The organism is Xanthomonas sp. NCPPB 1325, from assembly GCF_041477645.2.
Classification (GTDB): domain Bacteria; phylum Pseudomonadota; class Gammaproteobacteria; order Xanthomonadales; family Xanthomonadaceae; genus Xanthomonas; species Xanthomonas cannabis.
Window position 1 is genome coordinate 3012841 of record NZ_CM192985.1, and the last position, 21663, is coordinate 3034503.

At 64.1% G+C, this 21663-nt stretch carries 16 protein-coding genes and 1 tRNA gene; 2 read left to right on the forward strand and 15 right to left on the reverse strand.

Going from position 1 to position 21663, the window contains the following annotated elements; translation table 11 throughout:
* Positions 1 to 29 precede the first annotated feature (29 nt).
* From ACCQ10_RS12830 to thrS, 12 genes are all read right to left on the reverse strand, one after another.
* Complete coding sequence (locus ACCQ10_RS12830) at positions 30 to 1484, reverse strand: undecaprenyl-phosphate glucose phosphotransferase (protein WP_372360880.1); 1455 nt, start codon at positions 1482 to 1484, stop codon at positions 30 to 32.
* Positions 1485 to 1727: 243 nt separating this feature from the next.
* The gene (locus ACCQ10_RS12835) at positions 1728 to 3167 is read right to left on the reverse strand and encodes a GumC family protein (protein ID WP_139015221.1); all 1440 of its coding nucleotides are present in this window, start codon (positions 3165 to 3167) and stop codon (positions 1728 to 1730) included.
* Positions 3149 to 3847, reverse strand: a complete 699-nt coding sequence (locus ACCQ10_RS12840) for a polysaccharide biosynthesis/export family protein (RefSeq protein ID WP_372363117.1) — start codon at positions 3845 to 3847, stop codon at positions 3149 to 3151. The genes ACCQ10_RS12835 and ACCQ10_RS12840 overlap by 19 nt, the downstream gene beginning before the upstream one ends.
* A gap of 471 nt (positions 3848 to 4318) precedes the next feature.
* A tRNA-Pro gene (locus ACCQ10_RS12845) sits at positions 4319 to 4395 on the reverse strand.
* Positions 4396 to 4455: 60 nt separating this feature from the next.
* Entirely contained in the window at positions 4456 to 4812 is a 357-nt protein-coding gene (locus ACCQ10_RS12850) for a MerR family transcriptional regulator (RefSeq protein WP_005995911.1), read from the reverse strand.
* A complete protein-coding gene (locus ACCQ10_RS12855; RefSeq protein WP_002811076.1) occupies positions 4793 to 5092 on the reverse strand; it encodes an integration host factor subunit alpha in 300 nt (99 codons plus the stop codon). The genes ACCQ10_RS12850 and ACCQ10_RS12855 overlap by 20 nt, the downstream gene beginning before the upstream one ends.
* A 21-nt stretch (positions 5093 to 5113) precedes the next feature.
* Complete coding sequence (gene pheT, locus ACCQ10_RS12860; RefSeq protein ID WP_372360882.1) at positions 5114 to 7492, reverse strand: phenylalanine--tRNA ligase subunit beta; 2379 nt, start codon at positions 7490 to 7492, stop codon at positions 5114 to 5116.
* Between the two features lie 126 nt (positions 7493 to 7618).
* Positions 7619 to 8614, reverse strand: a complete 996-nt coding sequence (pheS, locus tag ACCQ10_RS12865; protein ID WP_372360883.1) for a phenylalanine--tRNA ligase subunit alpha — start codon at positions 8612 to 8614, stop codon at positions 7619 to 7621.
* A 337-nt stretch (positions 8615 to 8951) separates the two neighbouring features.
* Positions 8952 to 9311: a 50S ribosomal protein L20 gene (gene rplT, locus ACCQ10_RS12870; RefSeq protein ID WP_003484828.1), complete on the reverse strand. Its 360-nt coding sequence runs from the start codon at positions 9309 to 9311 to the stop codon at positions 8952 to 8954.
* A 10-nt stretch (positions 9312 to 9321) separates the two neighbouring features.
* A complete protein-coding gene (gene rpmI / locus ACCQ10_RS12875; protein ID WP_002811096.1) occupies positions 9322 to 9519 on the reverse strand; it encodes a 50S ribosomal protein L35 in 198 nt (65 codons plus the stop codon).
* Positions 9520 to 9766: 247 nt separating this feature from the next.
* Entirely contained in the window at positions 9767 to 10309 is a 543-nt protein-coding gene (gene infC, locus ACCQ10_RS12880; RefSeq protein WP_070690874.1) for a translation initiation factor IF-3, read from the reverse strand.
* A 48-nt stretch (positions 10310 to 10357) separates the two neighbouring features.
* The gene (gene thrS, locus ACCQ10_RS12885; RefSeq protein ID WP_005930235.1) at positions 10358 to 12262 is read right to left on the reverse strand and encodes a threonine--tRNA ligase; all 1905 of its coding nucleotides are present in this window, start codon (positions 12260 to 12262) and stop codon (positions 10358 to 10360) included.
* A gap of 322 nt (positions 12263 to 12584) precedes the next feature.
* On the opposite strand from thrS, the gene ACCQ10_RS12890 reads away from it, so the two are divergent.
* Entirely contained in the window at positions 12585 to 13706 is a 1122-nt protein-coding gene (locus ACCQ10_RS12890) for a LacI family DNA-binding transcriptional regulator (RefSeq protein WP_228891158.1), read from the forward strand.
* A 143-nt stretch (positions 13707 to 13849) separates the two neighbouring features.
* Here ACCQ10_RS12890 and ACCQ10_RS12895 read toward each other — a convergent pair whose 3' ends face one another.
* The 3 genes from ACCQ10_RS12895 to ACCQ10_RS12905 are packed head-to-tail and all read right to left on the reverse strand — an operon-like array spanning position 13850 to position 19187.
* Positions 13850 to 15475 (reverse strand): alpha-amylase family glycosyl hydrolase, encoded by a 1626-nt coding sequence (locus ACCQ10_RS12895; protein WP_372363118.1) that lies wholly within the window; start codon positions 15473 to 15475, stop codon positions 13850 to 13852.
* 47 nt (positions 15476 to 15522) lie between these two features.
* Positions 15523 to 17004 carry an MFS transporter gene (locus ACCQ10_RS12900; RefSeq protein ID WP_372360884.1) on the reverse strand — a complete coding sequence of 494 codons (1482 nt, stop codon included), beginning with the start codon at positions 17002 to 17004 and terminating at the stop codon, positions 15523 to 15525.
* Complete coding sequence (locus tag ACCQ10_RS12905) at positions 17001 to 19187, reverse strand: glucosidase family protein (protein ID WP_372360885.1); 2187 nt, start codon at positions 19185 to 19187, stop codon at positions 17001 to 17003. Before ACCQ10_RS12905 ends, ACCQ10_RS12900 begins: the two co-directional genes overlap by 4 nt.
* A 242-nt stretch (positions 19188 to 19429) precedes the next feature.
* Between ACCQ10_RS12905 and ACCQ10_RS12910 the strand changes: the two genes are divergently transcribed.
* The gene (locus tag ACCQ10_RS12910) at positions 19430 to 21511 is read left to right on the forward strand and encodes a glycoside hydrolase family 97 protein (protein WP_372360886.1); all 2082 of its coding nucleotides are present in this window, start codon (positions 19430 to 19432) and stop codon (positions 21509 to 21511) included.
* The last annotated feature ends 152 nt before the right edge of the window (positions 21512 to 21663 follow it).

Below are 21663 nucleotides of genomic sequence, written 5' to 3' on the forward strand. Positions count from 1 at the left end.
CGCGCCCGCTCGCATGCTCCCCGCCTTCATCAGTACGCGGTCTTCTGTCCGAGCACGCGCACCGCAGTCAGCACGATGATGCGGATATCCAGCCACAGCGACCAACGACGGATGTAGTCCAGGTCGTACTGGATACGCTTCTTCATCGTGCGCAGCTCCGGGGTTTCGCCGCGGAAGCCGTTCACCTGCGCCCAACCGGTGATACCCGGCTTGACGTAGTGGCGCTGCATGTAGTGATTGATCAGCTTTTCATAATGCGTGTTGTGCTGCGCTGCATGCGGGCGCGGACCCACGATCGACATGCTGCCGCCGAGTACGTTGAAGATCTGCGGCAACTCGTCCAGGCTGGTGCGGCGCAGGAACGCACCGAAACGGGTAATGCGCGTGTCGTTCTTGGTCGCCTGCTGGATCGTGGTGCCATGATCGTCATGCACGCGCATCGAACGGAACTTGTACATGTAGAACTCGCGACCGCCCAGGCCATGGCGGCGCTGACGGAAGAACACCGGGCCTGGCGAGCTCATCTTGACGCCCACGGCAATGGCGGCCATCAGCGGCCACAGGCCCATCAACGCGATCACGGCTAGGATCTTGTCCTGCAGCGCCTTGGCGACGACGAAGTAATTGTCGCGATCCACACCACCCTGCCGCAGATTGATCACCGGCGTGTTGCCGATCTGCTCACCGGACTGATTCAGCAACCCGAAATCGAACAGGTCGGGCACCAGCTTCACGTTGATCGGGTAACGGTCCAGACGCTGCAGCAGCTGCTTGATGTGGTCACGCTCGCCCAGTGGCAGCGAGATCCAGACCTGCTCGACCTGGTTGTCCTTCAAATAGTCGATCAGCGCATCGGGCTCGCCCAGGCACGGCAGCGACTGGCGCTGCTCGGTCACGGCAATGTCGTAAGGCGTGCGGAAGTAACCCACCAGGTTCATGCCGACCCACGGGTTGCGGCTCAGGTAGTGGTTGATCTTCATCACCGGGTGGCGCAAACCCACCACCACCACCCGCTGCACGTCCACGCCCTGGGCGCGCAGGTGATTCAGAAAGCCGCGCAGCAGGGTACGTGCGGCGACCAGCGATGCCAGGCCGCCGACGAACCACAGGCCGATCCAGCCGCGCGAGACCTGCTCGCCCACCTGCACGATCAGCGCATGCACCGCGAACAGCGCAAAGACACCGCCGAAGGCACCGCCCAGCACCATCAACTCGCTCAGCAGCCCGCGACCGCGCCAGCTGCGATACAGCGGAAACAGCGCGAAGCAGATCACCGAGTACAGCAGCGTGGTACCGATCGCAACCCGATACGGCGCCGCGGGAACCCAGGAGCCGAACACGATGCGATAGGCGATCAGGCCCGACACGACCACCATGGTCAGGTCGAACACGCGCAGCACCAGGTCGGCCGCGGCCGAATACTTGGACAACAATCGCGGCGAGGATGTCGTGTAAGTCGCGCTACTCAGGTCTGCCAAAAGCATGGGGATGTCCTCCAAACTCGATACGGTGCATGCGGGGGAACATACGAGTCGCACGCGAGCTTTCAATCATCTCCGTCGAGCGATCACCGCGGTAATACCTACCGACCCCAGATCGCCCGACAGCCCTTTGTTTCAACAGAGACAAACTTTCAAACGAAGGAGCCCGAAACATACGGGATCCAACCTTTTCCACGCTGAATCGGTTGTCACTTTAATTAACCACCGTTTTGCAACACCACGATGTCAGTTCAATCGTGTTTCCGGCCCGGTCCCGCGCAGGAAATAGCGCACCAGCGCCACCGCCAGTCCCAGAAATACGCCAAAGATGAAGCCCAAAGCGAGGTTCAATTTGAGTTTCGGCGAAGTCTTCGACGTAGGCACATCTGCAGTGTCGACGATGGTCACGTTGTTGGCGCCCACGTTGCCCGCCACGCCGATTTCCTTGTAGCGCTGCAGAAGCGCATCGTAGAGCTGGCGGTTGGTGTCGACGTCGCGCTTGAGCATGTTGTAGCGGATGCTGCGGCTTTGCAGGTCGAGCTCGTTGTTGCGCAGGCCGGCGATACGTTCGTTGAGCAATTGCTCCTGATGCACCGATGCATCGTAGGTGGCCTTCAACGACTGGCGCACGTTGATGATCTCGCCATTGATCTGCCGGCGCGATTCTTCGATCTGCGCTTTCAGGCGCTGCATTTCCGGGTAATCCGGCTTGAACGTCGACAGCTTCTGCTGGTACTCGCTGGTCAGGCGCACCTGCTCGCCACGCAGGGTCTGGATCAGCGGGCTGCTGAGCACCTGCGGCAGCGACATGGCATCGCCGGAAGCGGCCTGGCGCCAGGCCGCCTCGGCCTTGATACGTGCGTCCTGTGCCGACGCCAGCAATGCATTGAGGTCGGTCAGGTTCTGCGCCGGCAGCGATGGCTTGTCGTCGCCGACCGAGACGATCTGCTCGTCGGTCGAATACGCCACCAGCGTCTTTTCCGAATCTTCCACCTTGGAGCGCAGCTGCTCCAGGCGCTCTGCCAGGAACTTGGTCGCGAACGAAGACGCCTTCATGCGACGCTGCTGCGTGCTGACGATGAACACCTTCGGGTAGGTATTGGCGATCTTCGCTGCCAGTACCGGGTCCGGCGAATCGTAATTGACGTAGACCAGACGCGAATTGAGGATCGGCTCGACCACCAGACCTGCGAGCAAGGTGTCGGTGAGGCTGCGCTCGATGATGGCCTGGCGCGAGTCCACCGTCTTGCCCGCTTCCGGGTTCTTTGCCGCTGCTTTTTCCAGCGCCTCTTCAACCTGCTGCTTGAACGCCGGCTCCTGGTCGAGCTTGGCTTCGCGGATCACCGCACGTGCCAGCGATCGGCTCTGCAGCAATTGATACTGGGTCTGGTAGAAGTCGCGGTCCTGCGGCGATTCCACCGGCATCAGGTTGTCGACGTTGACCACATTGAGCGAGTCACGCTCGATCTGCAGCGTGCTGGTGGCACGATACTTTTCCGGCATCAGCAAGGTGATCACCAGCGCCAGCAGTACCGCACCGATGGTGATCAAGATGATCAGCCACCGCTGCGACACCAGGGCGCGCCAGTAATCCATTAGGCTGACGTCTGCCAGTTCGAGGTGTCCGTGGCGATGCGACGGCGAAGAACGATTGTCGGAATTCATACTCATCGGTAAGCGCGCCACACCATCACCAAGGGGGTCAGTTCCAGCATGGTGCGCAACCAGACGCGCGCATCCGAGCGATACACCACAACGACGTCGCCGCCGTAGATTTCAGGGTCCGGGTTGGCGCCCTTCTCGATTTCGGTCAGGTCGAAACGCGCGATCATCTTCTGCCCGTTGACCGTGCGGAACACGATGACATTGCCGCGGCTGGCCACGGTGCTGACGCCCTTGGCCTGCGCGATGGCCTGCTGCAAGGTCAGGTTGGCACCGATCACCGGATAGATGCCGGGTTCATCGACCGCGCCGGTCACGGTCACGCGACGGCCGTTGGATTCCTGCACGAAGACCGACACCTGCGGGTTCTGCAGATAGCCGCCGCGATAGCGATCGGCGACCATCTTTTCGAGTTCCCCCACCCCCATGCCGGCGGCGTTGACGTCGCCGATCAACGGCAGCGAGATGTGACCGTTCTGATCGATGCGGACCTGCCGCTCCAGATCGTCGACCTGGAACACCTTGACCAGCAACAGGTCGCCTGGGGAGAGTCGATACTCGGGTTGCACCGCCGACATTGCGAGCGGATCGGGAAGCGGCAACGACGTCGCCATGTCCTTCCCGGTGCTGCAAGCGCCCAGTGTCATCGAGCAGATCAACGCCAGGCTGAGGCCTTGGCAGAATCGTCCGATCAGTTTCTTCATGCGTGTGGCTGGCTGCCTCGGTTGGGTGGGACAGGAGCTCGCGCAGCATTCAACCGGCCAACACGCCAGCACGAACGTACGACAGAGAGGTTTATCCCAGGACATCGGGATCACGACAGGGATGACGTGTTGCACTGCACTATGGCACAGAAAGAATCCACCGCAAGACGCAGCTCGCCATTTTTTTGACGGCGTTGGCCTATTGATTCAAGTTCGTCGTTAGCGCGTTAACAAAACGTGATCCACGTCCTGATCTTTCGCTAATGATCTGGAATGTTTTCGGGCACTTAGCATCATTCCGTGACCCAAGTCCATAGCGAACCGGACCGCAGAAACCGGGCGCTAGCGTGCGGTTCATGCTGCAATGCGATATGCCGATCTGCATATTGGTCGGGCCATGCCAGGACATAAAAATGCAATGTTGCAACGCAACAAAAAAGCCCATGTCCCGAGGACATGGGCTTTGCTGTTTGGTCGGGGTAGCCGGATTCGAACCGACGACCACTAGTCCCCCAGACTAGTGCGCTACCAGGCTGCGCTATACCCCGAAGATGCTGCACCCGTCGCGAGGACGGCCTGCGATTATAGCGGCTTTGTGAAGCGTTTTCCTAGCGGCGCAGCAGTTGAAGCACTTCTTCCAGCTCCATCCGCACCTGCTTGATGATCTGGTTGCTCAGTGCCGACTCGCTCTTGGCACCGTCGCCTTCCAGACGCAGGCGTGCGCCACCAATGGTGTAACCCTGCTCGTACAGCAGCCCCCGGATCTGACGCACCATCAACACGTCGTGTCGCTGGTAGTACCGGCGATTGCCACGCCGCTTGACCGGCTCCAGGCTGGGGAATTCCGTTTCCCAATACCGCAACACATGCGGCTTGACGTCGCACAGCTCGCTCACCTCACCGATAGTGAAGTAGCGCTTGGCCGGGATCGGCGGTAGCTCGCGATTACTGCCCGGATCCAGCATAAGCCTCCACCCGTTCCTTGAGCTTCTGGCCCGGGCGGAAGGTCACCACCGTCCTGGCCGAGATCGGAATTTCCTCGCCGGTCTTGGGATTGCGACCGGGCCGTTGATTCTTGCGCCGCAGATCGAAGTTGCCGAAACCCGACAGCTTCACCTGACGACCCTGCTCCAGGGCATCACGCAGCACGTCGAAAAACGCGTCGACAAATTCCTTTGCCTCGCGCTTGTTCAGACCGACCTCGTCAAACAGACGCTCGGCCATCTCTGCTTTCGTCAATGCCATGCCACTCCCCTGATTACCGCCTCAACTCCGGATCCGGGCGCGATGCTCGCGCTCGATCACGGCCACCACGTCGGTAACAACCGCGTCCACGTCCCGGTCGGTGAGAGTGCGCGAGTTATCCTGCAAAATCAAGCCCATAGCCAGACTCTTGAAACCTGGCTCGACCCCCTGCCCGACATAGCGGTCGAACAGCTGCACCTCACGCAACAACGGGCCCACCGTGGTCTGCACGCTCGCCGACAGCGCCGCCCAGCTCACCTGCTCGGGTACCAGGAAGGCAAGATCGCGACGCACCGACGGGAAGCGCGACAGCTCGCCGGCGCGCGGCAGTGCGCGCTGCACGAGTGGTGCCAGCTGCAGTTCGAATGCGATCACATCCACATCGATCTCCAGCGACTTGGCCAGGCGTGGATGCACCTGCCCGATCCAGCCGATGCGAACGCCGTCGCGATAGACGTCGGCCGACCGCCCCGGATGCCCGAACGGCTGGGCGGACGGCTGGAATTCCAGCTTCGCGCCGCTGGCCGCCGCCAAGGCCATCAGGTCGCCCTTCACGTCGTGGAAGTCCACCTTGCGTGAGGGTTCGCCCCACTGCAGGGCCAACGCATCGCCGCACACGGCCGCAGCCACGTGCTGGGATTCCTGCGGCGCGGCGCCGGTCTGCTCGGCTGCGGCAAAAACCTTGCCCAGCTCGAACAACCGCACCCGCCCGGCCTGACGGGCGACGTTGCGGCCCAGCGTCGCCACCAGGCCAGGCAGCAGGCGCGGACGCATCACGGCCAGCTCGGCGCTGAGCGGATTGGCCAGCGACACCAGGCCCTCGCCCAACTCCCAGCGCTGCAACAGCGCGGCGTCGACAAACGCGTAGTTGATGGTTTCCTGCAGCTCGCGCGCCACCAGTTGGCGGCGCACGCTCAATTCGTCCAGTTGGGTCTCGCTTGGCATCGCGATCCGGCTGGCGCCGCCGGGCAGCGTAGTCGGCACGCGATCGTAGCCGTGGATACGCGCCAGCTCCTCGATGAGATCTTCTTCGATGGCGATATCGAAGCGCCGGCTCGGTGCCATCACCTGCCAGCCCTCGGCAACCGCATCGACCTGCATGCCGAGCGCGCTCAGGATGCGCACCACCTCGGCATCGTCGGTCCCGATGCCGAGCACGCGCGCGATGCGCGCGCGACGCAACAGGATGGGCGCGGCCTGCGGCAGATGCTCCGGCAGCTGCGCGTGCGCCACCGGGCCTGGCGTACCGCCGGCCAGTTCCAGCACCAGACGCGTGGCGACCTCGATTGCCTGCGGCGGCAAGGCCGGGTCCACGCCGCGTTCGAAGCGATGCCCGGCGTCGGTGTGCAGGCCGAACTTGCGGCCACGGCCCATGATGGCGGCCGGGTCGAAGTACGCCGACTCCAGGAACACATTGCGCGTGGTGTCAGTGACGCGGGTCTCCAGGCCTCCCATCAAGCCGGCCAATGCAACCGGGCGGCCGGCATCGGTGATGGTCAGGAAGCTGTCGTCCAGGGTCACCTGACGCCCATCCAGCAGCGCCAGCTGCTCGCCGCTGCGCGAATGCCGCACGCCGATCGGGCCCTGCAAGGTATCCAGATCGAAGGCATGCATCGGCTGGCCCAGTTCCAGCATCACGTACTGGGTGATGTCCACCAGCAAGGACACCGGACGCACGCCGCTGCGGCGTAGCCGCTCGGCCAGCCACACCGGCGTCTTGGCGGCCGGGTCGATCCCTTCGATCACACGGCCGCAATAGCGCGGCGCATCCTTACCGGCGTCCAGTTCCACCGCTAGCGTACGCGTGGACACCGGCGTCACCGCACCGGCGTCGAAGGCCACCACTTCGCTGGCGCACGCGGCCGCCACGTCGAAGGCGATGCCACGCACGCTGAAGCAATCGGCGCGATTGGGCGTGAGTTTGATCTCGATGCTGGCATCGGGGAGCCCCAGATAGTTGGCCAGCGCCTGGCCCACCGGGGCATCGTCGGGCAGCTCGAACAGGCCGGACGCGTCGCTGTCCAGACCCAGCTCCTTGGCCGAACACAGCATGCCGTTGGAGGCCACGCCACGCAGCTTGGCCGCGGTGATGGTCAGCTCGCCGATCTGCGCACCGACCAGCGCCAGCGGCGCCACCAGACCGGCGCGCGCATTGGGCGCCCCGCACACGATCTGCAGCAACGCGCCCTGCCCGGCATCGACACTGCACACCTGCAGCCGATCGGCTTCAGGGTGACGCACTGCCTCGACGATGCGCGCCACCACCACCTGCCCCAGCGCCTCGCCCAACGGCGTGACGTCTTCGACTTCCAGACCGATCGCCGTCAGCGTCGCAGCCAGTTCGTCGCGCGTGGCCTGGGTCGGGACGTGGCTACGCAGCCAATTTTCAGAGAATTTCATGAGGAGCCGGGAATCGAGAATGGGGAATGGGGAATCGCAAAAGCGGGGTTGCCGGGCCTTCGGAACCGAACCGATGGAGCGCGCGGCTCTTGCGATTCCCGATTCCCAATTCCCGATTCCCCGCCGTCAAGCAAACTGCCGAAGAAAACGCACATCGTTTTCGAAGAAGGCGCGCAGGTCGTTGACGCCGTAGCGCAGCATCGCGAAGCGCTCAACGCCCAGGCCGAACGCGAAGCCGGTGTATCGCTCGGGGTCGATGCCGACGCTGCGCAGCACGTTGGGGTGCACCATGCCGCAGCCCAGCACTTCCAACCAACGGGTGCTTCCGTCGGGCTGCTGCCAGGCGATGTCCACTTCCGCCCCCGGTTCCACGAACGGGAAATAGCTGGGGCGGAAACGCATTTCGAAATCGCGCTCGAAGAACGCACGCACGAACTCGGACAAGGTGCCCTTGAGGTCGGCGAAGTTGGAATGCTCGTCCACCAGCAGGCCTTCGACCTGATGGAACATCGGCGAATGGGTCTGGTCCGAATCGGAGCGGTACACCTTGCCGGCCGCGATCATGCGCAGCGGCGGTGTGTGCGCATCCATGTAACGCACCTGGACGCCGGAGGTATGCGTGCGCAGCAGGCGGCCATCACCGAAGTAGAAGGTATCGTGCATTGCGCGCGCCGGGTGGTGCGGCGGAAAATTCAGTGCCTCGAAGTTGTGCCAGTCGTCTTCGATTTCCGGGCCATCGGACAACTCATACCCCAGCCGCGCGAAGATTTCGACGATGCGCTCCAGCGTCCGCGTGACCGGATGCAGGCCGCCACGTTCGCTGCGGCGACCCGGCAAGGTGACATCGATAGTTTCGCCGGCCAGACGTGCGTCGAGCGCAGCCGTTTCCAGGGTGTTCTTGCGTTCGGACAACGCGGCGGTCAGCACATCGCGCGTCTGGTTGATCGCCTCGCCCGCCGCCTTGCGCTGCTCGGGCGGCAACGTGCCGAGCTGCTTGAGCTGGGCAGTGATGCTGCCGCTCTTGCCCAGCAAGGCCACCCGCAATGCTTCCAGTTGGTCCGGCGTCTGCGCCGCGGCAACATCGGTCAGCGCGCGCTCGGTCAGGGATTGAATCTCACTCATTGCACTTGCGCCTCAACTGCTCAACCGAACGGTGTTTCCGGATACACCGGAACGCATTGTCACTGCATTGACCTGTCATCGCCCACTTGGCGACGTCGCTAAAACGCAAAAAGGGAAGGACTCGCGCCCTTCCCCCTGCATCTCTGCGTCTCACCTCACCGAAGGCATGCACACCAAGTGTGACTACCTCCGATGACCCGCTTCTTCAAGCAGCCCGCACATGGATGTGCGGGCTCTTGCGAGGGACTCGCACATACGGCGTGCGGGCTCCTGCGAGGGACTATCTCATTAAGAAGTCCGCATATGGATGTGCGGGCTCTTGCAGAGGGACCTGCATTTACGCAGCCAGCGCGCCCTTTGCCTTCTCGGCCAGCGCGGCAAAGCCGGCGGCGTCGTGCACGGCGATATCGGCCAGCACCTTGCGGTCCAGGGTGATACCCGCCTTGAGCAAGCCATTCATGAAACGGCTGTAGCTCAAGCCGTTGATGCGGGCAGCCGCATTGATGCGGGTGATCCACAGCGAACGGAAATTACGCTTCTTCTGCTTACGGCCAATGTAGGCGTACTGCTGCGCCTTGATGACCGCCTGCTTGGCAACGCGGAACACCTTGCGGCGAGCGTTGTAGTAACCCTTTGCCAGGGTCAGAATTTTCTTGTGGCGGCGACGCGCCTGTACGCCACGCTTTACTCGTGCCATGGGTCAGTCCTCAGAGGTAGGGAAGCATACGATCGAGACGGCCTGCGTCCTCGGCACGGACGTGATTCGTCTGCCGCAGGTTGCGCTTGCGCTTGGTCGCTTTCTTCGTGAGGATGTGGCTACGGTTTGCGTGGCCGCACTTGTACTTGCCGGAGGCGGTCTTGCGGAAACGCTTGGCCGCCGCCCGGTTGGTCTTGATCTTGGGCATTGCAATGTCCTTGATGGTGTTTTGTCACTGACACGGGCGGCAGCCTTGCGACCACACTTTCCATCCTTGCCCTTGCCTGCTTGTAAGTCCTTGATCGAACACGATCCGGACAGGTCCTGATGCCGCTTGCACGGCGCCCCCGATAAAGCGGGCCGCGCAGTCTACCCGTTGCCGGGAATTCCTGCAAGTCATTGATCCTGCGGCTGCGACAGACCCGCCGGGCCCGACGCAGCACGAAAGAAGATCCTCAGATCTTCTTCTTGGGTGCGATCATCATGACCATCTGACGCCCTTCCAGGCGCGGACGGGATTCGATGACGATGTCTTCGCCCAGATCGGCCTCGATCCGCGCCGCCATCTCGCGGCCGAGCTCCTGGTGGCTCATTTCACGGCCACGGAAGCGAATGTTGACCTTGACCTTGTCGCCCTCTTCCAGGAAGCGGCGCATATTGCGCAACTTGATCTGGTAGTCGCCCTCGTCGGTGACCGGACGGAACTTGAGTTCCTTGATCTCGACCTGCTTGGTCTTCTTCTTGGCCTCGTTGGCCTTTTTCTGCTGCTCGAACTTGAACTTGCCGAAATCCATGATCTTGCAGACCGGCGGATCGGCCTGCGGCTGGATTTCGACCAGATCCAGGCCTTCTTCTTCGGCCTTGGCGAGCGCTTCGTCGCGCGACAACACGCCGACCATCTCACCGTCGCTGCCGATCACGCGAACGCGCGGCACACGGATTTCTTGGTTCTTGCGGTTCTGTTTGTTGTCAGGGGTACTGATATTGCAATCTCCCAGAGGAATCGAACCGGCGCATCCGGATCATCCAGACCGGCCGGGGTTGGCTCACGCTGCCTGCTCTGCCTGCAGGCGTTCGATAAAGGCCGAGACCGTCATGGTTCCGAGGTCCTCTCCCGAACGCGTCCGCACGGCGACAGCGCCATTTTCCTTCTCACGGTCGCCGACCACGAGCAGATATGGCACGCGTTGCAGCGTATGCTCGCGAATCTTATAACCGATCTTCTCGTTACGCAAATCGGCGCTGACACGGAAGCCTTGATTTGCAAGGGTTTTCCTAACCGAGTCGACATATTCAGCCTGAGCGTCGGTGATGTTGGCGACAACGACCTGCACCGGGGCCAGCCAGGACGGGAAGGCGCCGGCATGGTGTTCGATCAAAATGCCGATGAACCGCTCCATCGAGCCGACGATGGCCCGGTGCAGCATGACCGGATGCTTCTTCTGGCTGTTTTCGTCCACGTACTCGGCGCCGAGGCGGCCCGGCATCATGAAATCGACCTGCATGGTGCCCAGCTGCCAGGTGCGGCCGATGGCGTCCTTGAGGTGGTACTCGATCTTGGGGCCGTAGAAGGCGCCCTCGCCTGGCAGCTCCTGCCATTCCACCCCGCATACGCCCAGCGCGCTGCGCAGCGCGGCTTCGGCCTTGTCCCAGGTGGCGTCGTCGCCCAGGCGCTTTTCCGGACGCAGCGCGATCTTGATCTGGATGTCGTCGAAGCCGAACGCGGTGTAGACCGCCAGCGCCTGCTGGTGGAAGGCGGTCACCTCGGATTCGATCTGCGATTCCAGGCAGAAGACGTGGCCGTCGTCCTGGGTGAAGCCGCGCACGCGCAGGATGCCGTGCAACGCGCCGGAGGGCTCGTTGCGGTGGCAGGCGCCGAACTCGCCGTAGCGGATCGGCAGGTCGCGGTAGCTATGCAGGCCCTGGTTGAACACCTGCACGTGGCCGGGGCAGTTCATCGGCTTGACTGCGTAGGTGCGCTTCTCCGATTCGGTGAAGAACATCGCGTCCTGGTAGTTGTCCCAGTGACCGGATTTCTGCCACAGCGAGACATCCAGGATCTGCGGGCAGCGCACTTCGCCGTAGCCGCTATCGCGGTAGACCTTGCGCATGTACTGCTCGACCACCTGCCACAGCGACCAGCCCTTGGGGTGCCAGAAGACCAGGCCGGGCGCTTCTTCCTGCAGGTGGAACAGGTCCTGCGCTTTGCCGATGCGGCGATGGTCGCGCTTGTCGGCTTCTTCCATGCGCAGGATGTAGGCGTCCAGCTGCTTCTTGTCGGCCCAGGCGGTGCCGTAGATGCGCTGCAGCTGCTCGTTCTTGGCATCGCCGCGCCAGTAGGCGCCGGAAATGCGGGTCAGCTTGAACGCCTTGAGGAAGCGCGTGTTGGGCACGTGCGGGCCGCGGCACATGTCCACGTATTCCTGGTGGTAGTACAGGCCCATCGCGGTGATGTCCTCGGACATGTCCTCGATCAGGCGCAGCTTGTACTCCTCGCCGCGCTGGGCGAACACCTCGATCACCTCGGCGCGCGGGGTGACCTTCTTGATGACGTCGTAGTCCTGCGCGATCAGCTCCTGCATGCGCTGCTCGATCGCCGCCATGTCTTCGGGCGTGAACGGGCGCTCGCTGTAGATGTCGTAATAGAAGCCTTCGGCGATGACCGGACCGATCACCATCTTGACCTCGGGGTAGAGCTGCTTGACCGCATGCCCGACCAGATGCGCGCAGGAGTGGCGGATGATCTCCACGCCCTCGGCATCCTTGGCGGTGATGATGCGCAGGCTGGCGTCATGGTCAATGACGTCGCTGGCATCGACCAGCTGGCCATCCACCTGGCCGGCGATGGTGGCCTTGGCCAGGCCGGCGCCGATCGACTGGGCGACCTGCATCACCGAGACGGGGGATTCGAATTCGCGGCGGCTGCCGTCGGGGAGCGTAATGTTGATCATGGGCAAGAATGAGGTCTGGTCTGGCTGCAGCGGTCGGCTGCCATGGGAGATCTGGCCATTGCTGGGCAGGCTCGGGAAGAAGCAGGAAAGGTCATGCGAAAGACCGCGTCGCGGGCGCCACGGAAACGGGCGCCGGTCGGGATCAACGGTGGGCGGTGGTAGTGCTCATGTCGCACGCTGGGCCGGCGCTGGGCGCGGGCCACCTTCTCGCAAGGGGTCTTGGGCGTGAATGGTAAACCAATCAGCCGGCCGTTGCGTGCGGCGGCACGGCACCGGCGGGCGCATGGCATGATGCCGGCCACTTGTCCTGCCGTTGCCGACCATGACCATCAAGGGTAAAGCCACCTCGCTGGATATCGCCTACCTGGCCGGCGTCTCGCAGCCGACCGTGTCGCGCGCCCTGCGCGGCAGCCCGATGGTCAACGAGGAAACCCGCCAACGCATCCTGCGCATTGCCCGCGAGCTGAACTACAAGGTCGACAAGAACGCCTCGTCGCTGCGGCTGCGCAATGCCGGCACGCTGGCGCTGCTGTTCTTCGAAGACCCCACCGCCGACGATTCGCTGATCAACCCGTTCTTTCATTCCATGCTGGGCTCGATCACCCGCGCCTGCGCGCTGCAGGGCTACGACCTGCTGGTTTCGTTCCAGCAGCTGTCCAAGGATTGGCAGGCCGACTACGAAGACAGCAACAAGGCCGATGGCATCATCCTGCTGGGCTATGGCGACTACCAGGAGTCGCGGCAGCGGCTGCAGTTACTGGTGGAGCAAGGCACGCACTTCGTGCGCTGGGGTGCCGCATTGCCGGGGCAGCCCGGCATCTCGATCGGCAGCGACAACTATCAGGGCGGGCTGGACATCACCGAGCATTTATTGGCTCAGGGCTGCCGGCGCATTGCGTTTCTGGGCCATGCCTCCAATCACTACCCCGAATTCGAGGAACGCTACCGCGGCCACGTTGCCGCGCTGGCGCAGCAGGATCTGGTTGCCGATGCCGCGCTGCAGTTCGATGCGATCACCACCGAGTCGTCCGGCCACGCCGCCTGCCTGGCCTTGCTCGACAGCGGCAAGGCGTTCGATGCGGTGTGTGCGGCCAGCGACCTGATCGCCATCGGCGCGATGCGCGCACTGCGCGAACGCGGCCTGCGCGTGCCGCAGGACGTGGCGGTCAGCGGCTTCGACGACATCGCGTTGGCCGCATCGGTGGCGCCGGCGTTGTCCACCGTGCAACAGGACACCAAGCAGGCCGGCACCTTGCTGGTGGAAAGCCTGGTGGCGCTGATCCGTGGCGAAGCGGCGCAGAGCCGTACGATTCCGGTGCGGCTGGCGTTACGCGACTCGTCGCGCAGCAGCGGCTTGCAGCCGCCGCTGGGGTGGACCCCGTCCGGCGCAGGCACTGGCGAGACGGTGGCGGGCCGGGCGACGGAGGGGGCTGTCAGGCGCTGATTCGGGATTCGGGATTCGGGATTCGGGATTCGATTCGGGACAGCGTGCACGGCAGATTGCGAGATCGGCCGCACGCTACGTAGGAGCGCACCCGGGCGCGACGGGGCATTACCGGCGATGCCTCATCGCGCCCAGCCGCACTTCTACCTATTGCGGGCGTCGCGTGCGGCTTGTTCGGCCATCTGCGCATCGAGCTGCGTGCGCAATGCCGGATCGGTAACCGGCGCATCCGATAGCAATACCCGCACGCCATGCGCCGGCACCTGCGTCAGTAACCGCCCCCGCACCTGCACCTGCTCGCCGCTGACCGCATCGCGCCACGTGCCCGATTGCAGGAAGCGGCTCACCGTGATCGCGGTTGCCGCATCGCCCTTGTTGAGCAGCACCAGCGCCATCTGGCTGGTTCCGGCGTGCTGGTACACGCGCAGGAACGCCGCCTGTTCGCCGCGCAGGGCAATATCGACCTGCACGCCACGCTGCAGCGCCGGCGTGTCGCGGCGCACACGTGCGATCTGCTGCAGCGGGCCGAAGATGGGACTCTGCGATGCATCGCGGATGCGCTCGACGCCGAAGTAGTTGCGATTGCCGGCGTGCTCGGCGCGCCCACGCATGAAGCCGATCTCCGAGCCGTAATAGATCACCGGAATGCCGCGCGCAGTGAACAACCAGTTGTGCGCATCGATGAAGCCGGTGTCGCTGGCATCGAGCCGTGCCATGTCGTGGTTGTCGTAAAAGCTCATCAGCTCGTAGGGGTTTGCATACGGCCCCTGACGCAGGAACAGCGGCGCGGCGAGCGTTTCGAATCCGGCCTGCGCATGACCGAACACCGCAGAAAGCTGCTGTTTCAGCGGGAAATCCAGCACGCTGACACCGGCGTTGCGCGCCCAGGTGTGTCCAGCAATCTTGTCGGCGTCGTAATCGAAAGCTTCGCCGAACATGAAAAACCCGGGGCGTTTTTCGCGAATGCGCGCCACAAAGGCGTGCCAGAAGCGATCGGGCATCCAGCCGATCGTGTCGATACGGAAGGCATCGGCGCCCTGCTCCATCCATTGCAGATAAGCGCCCGCCAGGTAGTCGAGCACCGCCGGATTGTTTTCGTTGAGGTCGGACAACTCCGCCAGGCCGCCACCGGTGTTGTAGAACGCATGCAACGGGGTGTGCTGCGGGTCCAGCTGCGCCGGCGGCAGGTTCTGGTGGTCGGCCACCAAGCGCCCCTGCGCGTCATAGAGCTTGCCGAAACCGGGCTGCGCCACCGGCATGGTGTAGGCGGGCGAGCCGTGGTTGCCCACGATGTCCAGCACGACCTTCAATTGATTGGCGTGCATGGCGCGGGTGAAGCCGGCAAAGTCCAGGCCCGGGCTGGGAAGATGCTCGTCGAGCTTGTAGAAGTTGACGCCCCAGTAGCCGTGATACCCGGTCTTGCCGTGGTCACTGAGCGTGCTACCGCAGGTGATCAGCTTGCCGCCGGTAAACGCCTGATCAGGGTTGTCGACGATCGGGGTGATCCACACCGCGCCGAACCCCAGGCCGCGAATGTAGTCGGCATGCTCGACGATGCCTTTGAAATCGCCACCCAGGTAACCGATGTTGTCCTCGCTGCCATCAGCGCACGGCGTTGGCACGTCGAACGTACGATGCGCCCCACCCTGGTCGCGATGATCGTTGCCGGTGTCGCCGTTGATGAAGCGGTCGGTGACCACGAAATACACCGCATCCGCAGCGAACGGTTCCAGGGTGCCGTAATAATCCTTGGCAGCAGGCGCCGCGATTGCCGCGCCTGCGTACATCGTCAACGCCACATACATCGCACTGCGCATCATTGCCCTCCCGAGGCCACTGGAACCCGCACCACGCACACGCCTGCAATCAGCAGGCTGAGCCCGCCGATGGCCTGCGCGTAGATCGGTTGGCCGCCCAGCCATGCGCGGAGCACGAAGCCCAATGCGCTGGCGGCCACCAATTGCGGAATCACGATAAAGAAATTGAAGATGCCCATGTACACGCCCATCTTGGCGGCGGGCACGCTGTCGGACAGCAAGGCGTACGGCAGCGACAGAATCGAGGCCCAGGCAAAACCGATGCCCAGCATCGACAGCAACAACCATTGCGGATCGCGGATCACCAGCATCGACAGCAGCCCTGCAGCGCCCAGCCACAGATTGCACAGGTGACTCCAACGCAGGCCGATCGCCCGTACCAGCAACGGAATGACCAAGGCGGCCAGCGCAGCAAACCCGTTATAGGCACCGAACAGCACGCCCACCCAGTTGGCGCCTTCGTTGTAGGCGGCCGATGCGGTGTCGTCACCGGCACCGAAGTGCACCTGGGTGACTGCGGCGGTGGTGTAGATCCACATCGCAAACAGCGCAAACCACGAGAAGAACTGCACCCACGCCAACCGCCGCATCGTTGTCGGCATGCTGCGCACGTCCTGCACGATGGCCACCAGCATGTTGGTCGACGGCAAGGCACGTGCCAGCGCGAGCAGTGCGCCATAGGCGATGCACAGGCCGGCCAGGACGTACAGCATGCGATCGCCATGCTGCCAGGCAATGGCTGCGGCAAGCAGCACGCCGGCGACACACCACCAGGCACTCGCTAGACGCGAGGGCAGGATGCCGGTGTTAGCCGGAGTCGCGGCAGGCGCATGTGCGTCATCGAACGCGGCCAGCTGCGCGGGGCTGTATTCGCGCGTGCGCAACACCGTCCAGGCGATCGAAAGGAACAGTACCGCCGCGCCGAGATAAAACGCGTACCGCACGCTGTCGGGCAGCTGGCCCGGCGCGGCGGTATTGGCAACGCCCCAATGCGTCAGCAACCATGGCAGAAAGCTCGCCACGATCGCCCCGACACCGATGAAGAAGCTCTGCATCGCATAGCCGGTCGGCCGCTGCGAGGGGGGTAACTGATCGCCGACCAGGGCACGGAACGGCTCCATCGAAATATTGATCGAGGCATCCAGCACCCACAGCGTGCCGGCGGCGATCCACAGCAGTGGAGCGTTCGGCATCACCACCAGCGCAAGCGTGGCGAACAGCGCGCCCACCATGAAATACGGACGCCTGCGGCCCCAGGGGGTCCAGGTGCGGTCGGACAGGTACCCGATGATGGGCTGCACGATCAGCCCGGTCAGCGGCGCAGCAATCCACAGCCCTGGCACGTCATCGACCTGCGCACCCAGGGTCTGGAAGATGCGGCTGGCATTGGCGTTCTGCAGCGCGAACCCGAACTGGATGCCCAGAAAGCCGAAGCACATGTTCCAGATGTGCCAGAAGCTCAAGCGCGGTTTGGCCGTCATTGCACGCCCTCCGCCGCTGCGGCGGGGCCGATCAGCAACGCACTCACCTGTGCGGTGTTGACCACACCGTCGCGGCCACCCCGGCCACCGTTGTACTGCGCAAAGTGCGCCAGCGCACTCATGTTGAAGCCATCCTGCAGCCGCAACTTACACGACTGCCCGGCCACCACATCGAAGCTCACTTGCGTGGACAGCTGCTCGCCCACGCTGTGCGGCATGACGATGACCTGCGACTGCATGGGCTTGCCCGGGCAGTCGAGCAGCAACCGTTTCACTGCCGCAGTGACACCGGTGTTGATCGGGCCAGTGTCGTTGCGATAGCGCAGCGCGACGCGATGCTGGCCGGTGCGTTGGGACCGCCACTGCCAGGACTGCTCGCCTCGCAGTTCCTGCACCGGCCCAAGCGTCAGTGCAGGACTGTGCAGTGATTCGAGCCCATTCCTGCGTCGGGTCAGGCTGAGCACGTGCAGCAGGCCATCATCGGGCAGATCCCAGACCCCGGTCGCCTCCAGCGCGCGGCCATCCAGATGCAGCGTGGTGCCGGCCGGAATGCCGATGCGAGACCCATTGCCGCGACGTTGCGCAATCGGAGCAGCCGGGGTTTCCGGTGCGAACACCTGGCTGGGTTGCGGCGGAGCGGTCGGATCGGCCTTGCGTCCAACCAGCTGCACGTGCGTGGTCTGGCCGTGCCGGGTGACCGCACCGGCGACCAGCAACTCGCCGTCTGCACCAACCGGGCGCTGCAGCACATACCGCTGTGCGCCCTGCTCCAGCACGATCTGTTGGCGCTCGCCAAACAACAACGGCATCAGGCGACGCGGCAACTTGGGGGCCACGCTGCCATCGGCCGCAACGCCAAACACGCCGTCCAGTACTGCAGACAGATAGCCTGCAACCGACCACAGCTGGCGTGGCGAATTGACCACCGGGCCGCTGCGTGCGCCCTCCTCCAGATGCACCGCCAGGCTCTGCATCTCATAGTTTTCCATGTTCGACCCTGCCAGTGCAGCGCCGCGCATCAACGACTGCAGTTCCAGCGCAATACGCGGTGCGTCGTCCAGCGCGCGTGCCGCACGCAAGGCATAGGCACTGACGAAAGGCCAGACAGCGCGGTTGTGGTAGATCGGCTGCGCAGCCTCCTGCGGCCACACCACCGGGCTGCCACCGGCCACCATGGGGTAGTTGCGCAATGCCAGGCGTGCCCGCTCGGTGGGAAAGACATCGGCCAGCACCCCCAGCGACACGCCCAGCAGATCGACCTTGGCATAGCGCACCGGGTGCGCCGCATTGCCGAGATAGCTCACGTACTGGTTGCTGCCCGCATCCCAGAAGCGCGCATCGATGGATTGGCGCAGCGCATCGGCCCATTGCGCGTAGTGCGCGGCGCGTGCATCGCCATGCTGGCGTGCGAGCTGCTCGGCCAGGCGTAGCGCCTGGTAATGCAGCACATTGGTGGAGAGCGCGAAGGATTCGGCGATAAAGCGCACGTCCTGGCGCGTCCACTCGGGGTAGGTCTGCTCGCGCCAATCCAGAAACGAGGTTTCGCCGCGATACAGACCGATGCGCGCATCGAACACCGCAGTGCGGTCCTGCGCGATCGTTGCCTGCAGTGCCTGCCAGACCTGATCGGCAAACGGTTGGTCGTCCAGCAGCCCGCGCGCGGCCAGAAACCACACCACCCGGTCGCTGCTGACCGGCCAGCTACCGCCGGAGCCGGTGTCCTGCGCAACGAACAGGCCGGGCGTGCGGCCGCCGCGCGCGTTCGACAGCTTGAACCGCAAGGCATTGCGCGTGCGTTCCGGCTCCAGCCGCGCCAATGCCAGATCGGCGGCGAAACTGACATCGCGCGTCCAGACGTAGGGCCAGCGTTCGCCAGTCTCGAAGCACCGGCAGGGCACCGGCTTGCCGTCGTTGAATGCCGGATCGCGGATTGCATCGACGCGGTCGTCGGCCATTTCCTGCTGGGCCAGCGCAAACAGGGCGTCGAACATCGGGCTGGCGGTGTGCGAGCGCATTGGTTGTGCAGCGATGCGACGCTCGCCTTGCGGCCAACGCAACACGAAACCACCATCGTCCAGCGCCTGCGCTTGTGCCCGGCGTCCCTGAAATTCCAGCTCGTCGGCCAATACCGGCGAGCTTGCCGCCACGCCAAGCGTGGCGGCCATGCAGATCATCTTCAGCATCGAAGCGGCAAGACGGCTTGCACCGTCGGCCTTCCTCCCTCGTTGCACGCGTTATGGTGCGCGGCACTGTCGTGCCACGGGCGCGGACCCTCCCAGGTGCCGTGGCGCCATGGTAGACGCGCGCCCTGCCCAGACGCATCACTGCATACGTATTCATGGCTGTCGACAGCACGCAGCGCGGCCCAGCAGCTGCAGGCGGCTGCATAGTCGCCACTTGTGCAACGGTTGCCTTGGGAGGGGATATGCCGCTGTCTTCACGTCGAGCACGCTCGACACTGGGCGCCGCCTGGATCGCACGGCTGCTGGTGCTGAGCTGCCTTGGCAGTCTTGCGCCATTGGCCCACGCCGAGGTGACTGCCATTGAGGTGCACTCACCCGGCAACGTCTTGCAGGTCAGCCTGGAGTTGGACGGCGGCACGCCGTACTACCGCGTGCAACGCCTCGGCCAGCCGGTGCTGCAGCGCTCGCGGCTAGGCTTCAACCTGCGCGATGGGCGCCTGGACCGCGGATTGGTGGTGCTCTCGCAGGCGCGTCAGGATCACGACGACACCTGGGAACAACCCTGGGGCGAAACGCGCCTGATCCGCAACCACTACGCCGAATTGCGCGTTCGGCTGGGCGAGCGCGACGGTGCGCGGCGCCGCTTCGATGTGATCTTTCGCGTGTACGACGATGGCGTCGGCTTGCGCTATCACTTTCCGCAACAAGCGGGATGGCGCGAAGCGATCATCGACGACGAACTGACCGAGTTCGCCATCGCGCAGCCGGCCCAGGCGTGGTGGATTCCGGCAGGCGAACCGATCCACTACGAATACCTGTACAACCGCACGCCGCTGAACCAGCTCACCCTGGCGCATACGCCGATGACGTTGCGCACCGACAGCGGGTTGCACATTGCGCTGCACGAAGCCGCGCTGGTGGACTACGCGGGGATGTGGCTGCGTCGAACCGACGATCAGCGCCTGCGCGCGCAACTGTCGCCGGCCGCCGAAGGCTGGAAGGTACGGCGCAGCCTGCCCTTCGACACGCCGTGGCGCACGCTGCAGATCGCCGATCAGGCCACCGGCCTGGTGGAATCGAATCTGATCCTCAACCTCAACGAACCCAATGCGCTGGGGGCCGTGGACTGGGTCAAGCCGTCGAAGTACGTCGGGGTGTGGTGGTCGATGCATCTCAACCAGCAGACCTGGGCCACCGGCCCCACGCATGCCGCCACCACCGCCACCACCCGGCGCTACATCGATTTTGCCGCCGCGCACGGATTTCGCGGCGTGCTGGTCGAGGGCTGGAACCCAGGCTGGGACGGCGAATGGTTCGGCAATGGCGGCAGTTTCGATTTCACCCGGCCAACGCCGGATTTCGACCTTCCCGCACTGAGCAAGTACGCCGCAACCAAGGGCGTGCATCTGATCGGCCATCACGAAACGGGGTGCGCAGTGGACCATTACGAAGACCAGATCGCCGAGGCGATGGACCTGTATGCACGCTTCGGCGTGGACTCGGTGAAGACCGGTTATGTCTGCGACGACGGCCAGGTGGAGCGCCGCAATCCTGCCGGCGGCACGCCACTGCGCGAATGGCACGACGGCCAATGGATGGCGCGCCACCATCTGCACGTGGTGCAGGAGGCGGCGCAGCGCCATATCGCCGTCAACGCACACGAGCCGATCAAGGACACCGGCTTGCGCCGCACCTATCCGAACTGGATCTCGCGCGAAGGCGCGCGCGGCATGGAATACAACGCCTGGGGCCAGCCGCCCAATCCACCCGAACACGAGGTCAATCTGGTGTTCACCCGGCTGCTCGCCGGGCCGATGGACTACACACCCGGCATCGTCAGCCTGAAGGGCCGCAACGGCCAGGCCATCCCCAGCACGCTGGCGCGGCAGTTGGCACTGTACGTGGCGCTGTATAGCCCGATCCAGATGGCCGCCGACCTGCCCGAGCATTACCTGCAGCACCGCGAGGCGTTCCGCTTCATCGAGGATGTGGCGGTGGACTGGGATCAGACCCGGGCGCTGAATGGCGAGGTGGGCGATTACGTCACCATCGCGCGCAAGGACCGACATAGCCGCGACTGGTTCCTGGGCAGTATCACTGACGAGCATGGCCGCGTGCTGCAGGTACCGCTGGGCTTCCTGGAACCCGGCGTGCGCTACACCGCGCAGATCTATCGCGATGGCGACGACGCGGATTACGTCAGCAAGCCGTTCGCCTTCGTGCGCGAAGAGCGCCTGGTGAGCAGCAGCGACACCCTGGAGCTGCGTCTGGCGCCGGGCGGCGGCCAGGCGATTCGCTTTGTTCCGCTGGAGGCCAGGCGCTGAGCGATACCGCTACGAGGCTGCCGCAGCGCCCGCAAGGCCAACGCGCGAACCACAGCGGCGCCGCGATGGCGTGAGCGCCGCGTCCGCATGGCGGATTGGCAGCCACTGTGCCGCATCGGGTGAACAGCGCGCGTGGAATCGATTTCATCGCC

Excerpts from the sequence above, each read along its gene's own strand:
- ACCQ10_RS12830 (WP_372360880.1), bottom strand. The coding sequence starts at position 1,484 with ATGCTTTTGGCAGACCTGAGTAGCGCGACTTACACGACATCCTCGCCG.
- ACCQ10_RS12840 (WP_372363117.1), bottom strand. The coding sequence starts at position 3,847 with ATGAAGAAACTGATCGGACGATTCTGCCAAGGCCTCAGCCTGGCGTTG.
- ACCQ10_RS12850 (WP_005995911.1), bottom strand. The coding sequence starts at position 4,812 with ATGCTGGATCCGGGCAGTAATCGCGAGCTACCGCCGATCCCGGCCAAG.
- ACCQ10_RS12855 (WP_002811076.1), bottom strand. The coding sequence starts at position 5,092 with ATGGCATTGACGAAAGCAGAGATGGCCGAGCGTCTGTTTGACGAGGTC.
- pheT (WP_372360882.1), bottom strand. The coding sequence starts at position 7,492 with ATGAAATTCTCTGAAAATTGGCTGCGTAGCCACGTCCCGACCCAGGCC.
- pheS (WP_372360883.1), bottom strand. The coding sequence starts at position 8,614 with ATGAGTGAGATTCAATCCCTGACCGAGCGCGCGCTGACCGATGTTGCC.
- rplT (WP_003484828.1), bottom strand. The coding sequence starts at position 9,311 with ATGGCACGAGTAAAGCGTGGCGTACAGGCGCGTCGCCGCCACAAGAAA.
- rpmI (WP_002811096.1), bottom strand. The coding sequence starts at position 9,519 with ATGCCCAAGATCAAGACCAACCGGGCGGCGGCCAAGCGTTTCCGCAAG.
- thrS (WP_005930235.1), bottom strand. The coding sequence starts at position 12,262 with ATGATCAACATTACGCTCCCCGACGGCAGCCGCCGCGAATTCGAATCC.
- ACCQ10_RS12890 (WP_228891158.1), top strand. The coding sequence starts at position 12,585 with ATGACCATCAAGGGTAAAGCCACCTCGCTGGATATCGCCTACCTGGCC.
- ACCQ10_RS12900 (WP_372360884.1), bottom strand. The coding sequence starts at position 17,004 with ATGACGGCCAAACCGCGCTTGAGCTTCTGGCACATCTGGAACATGTGC.
- ACCQ10_RS12905 (WP_372360885.1), bottom strand. The coding sequence starts at position 19,187 with ATGCTGAAGATGATCTGCATGGCCGCCACGCTTGGCGTGGCGGCAAGC.
- ACCQ10_RS12910 (WP_372360886.1), top strand. The coding sequence starts at position 19,430 with ATGCCGCTGTCTTCACGTCGAGCACGCTCGACACTGGGCGCCGCCTGG.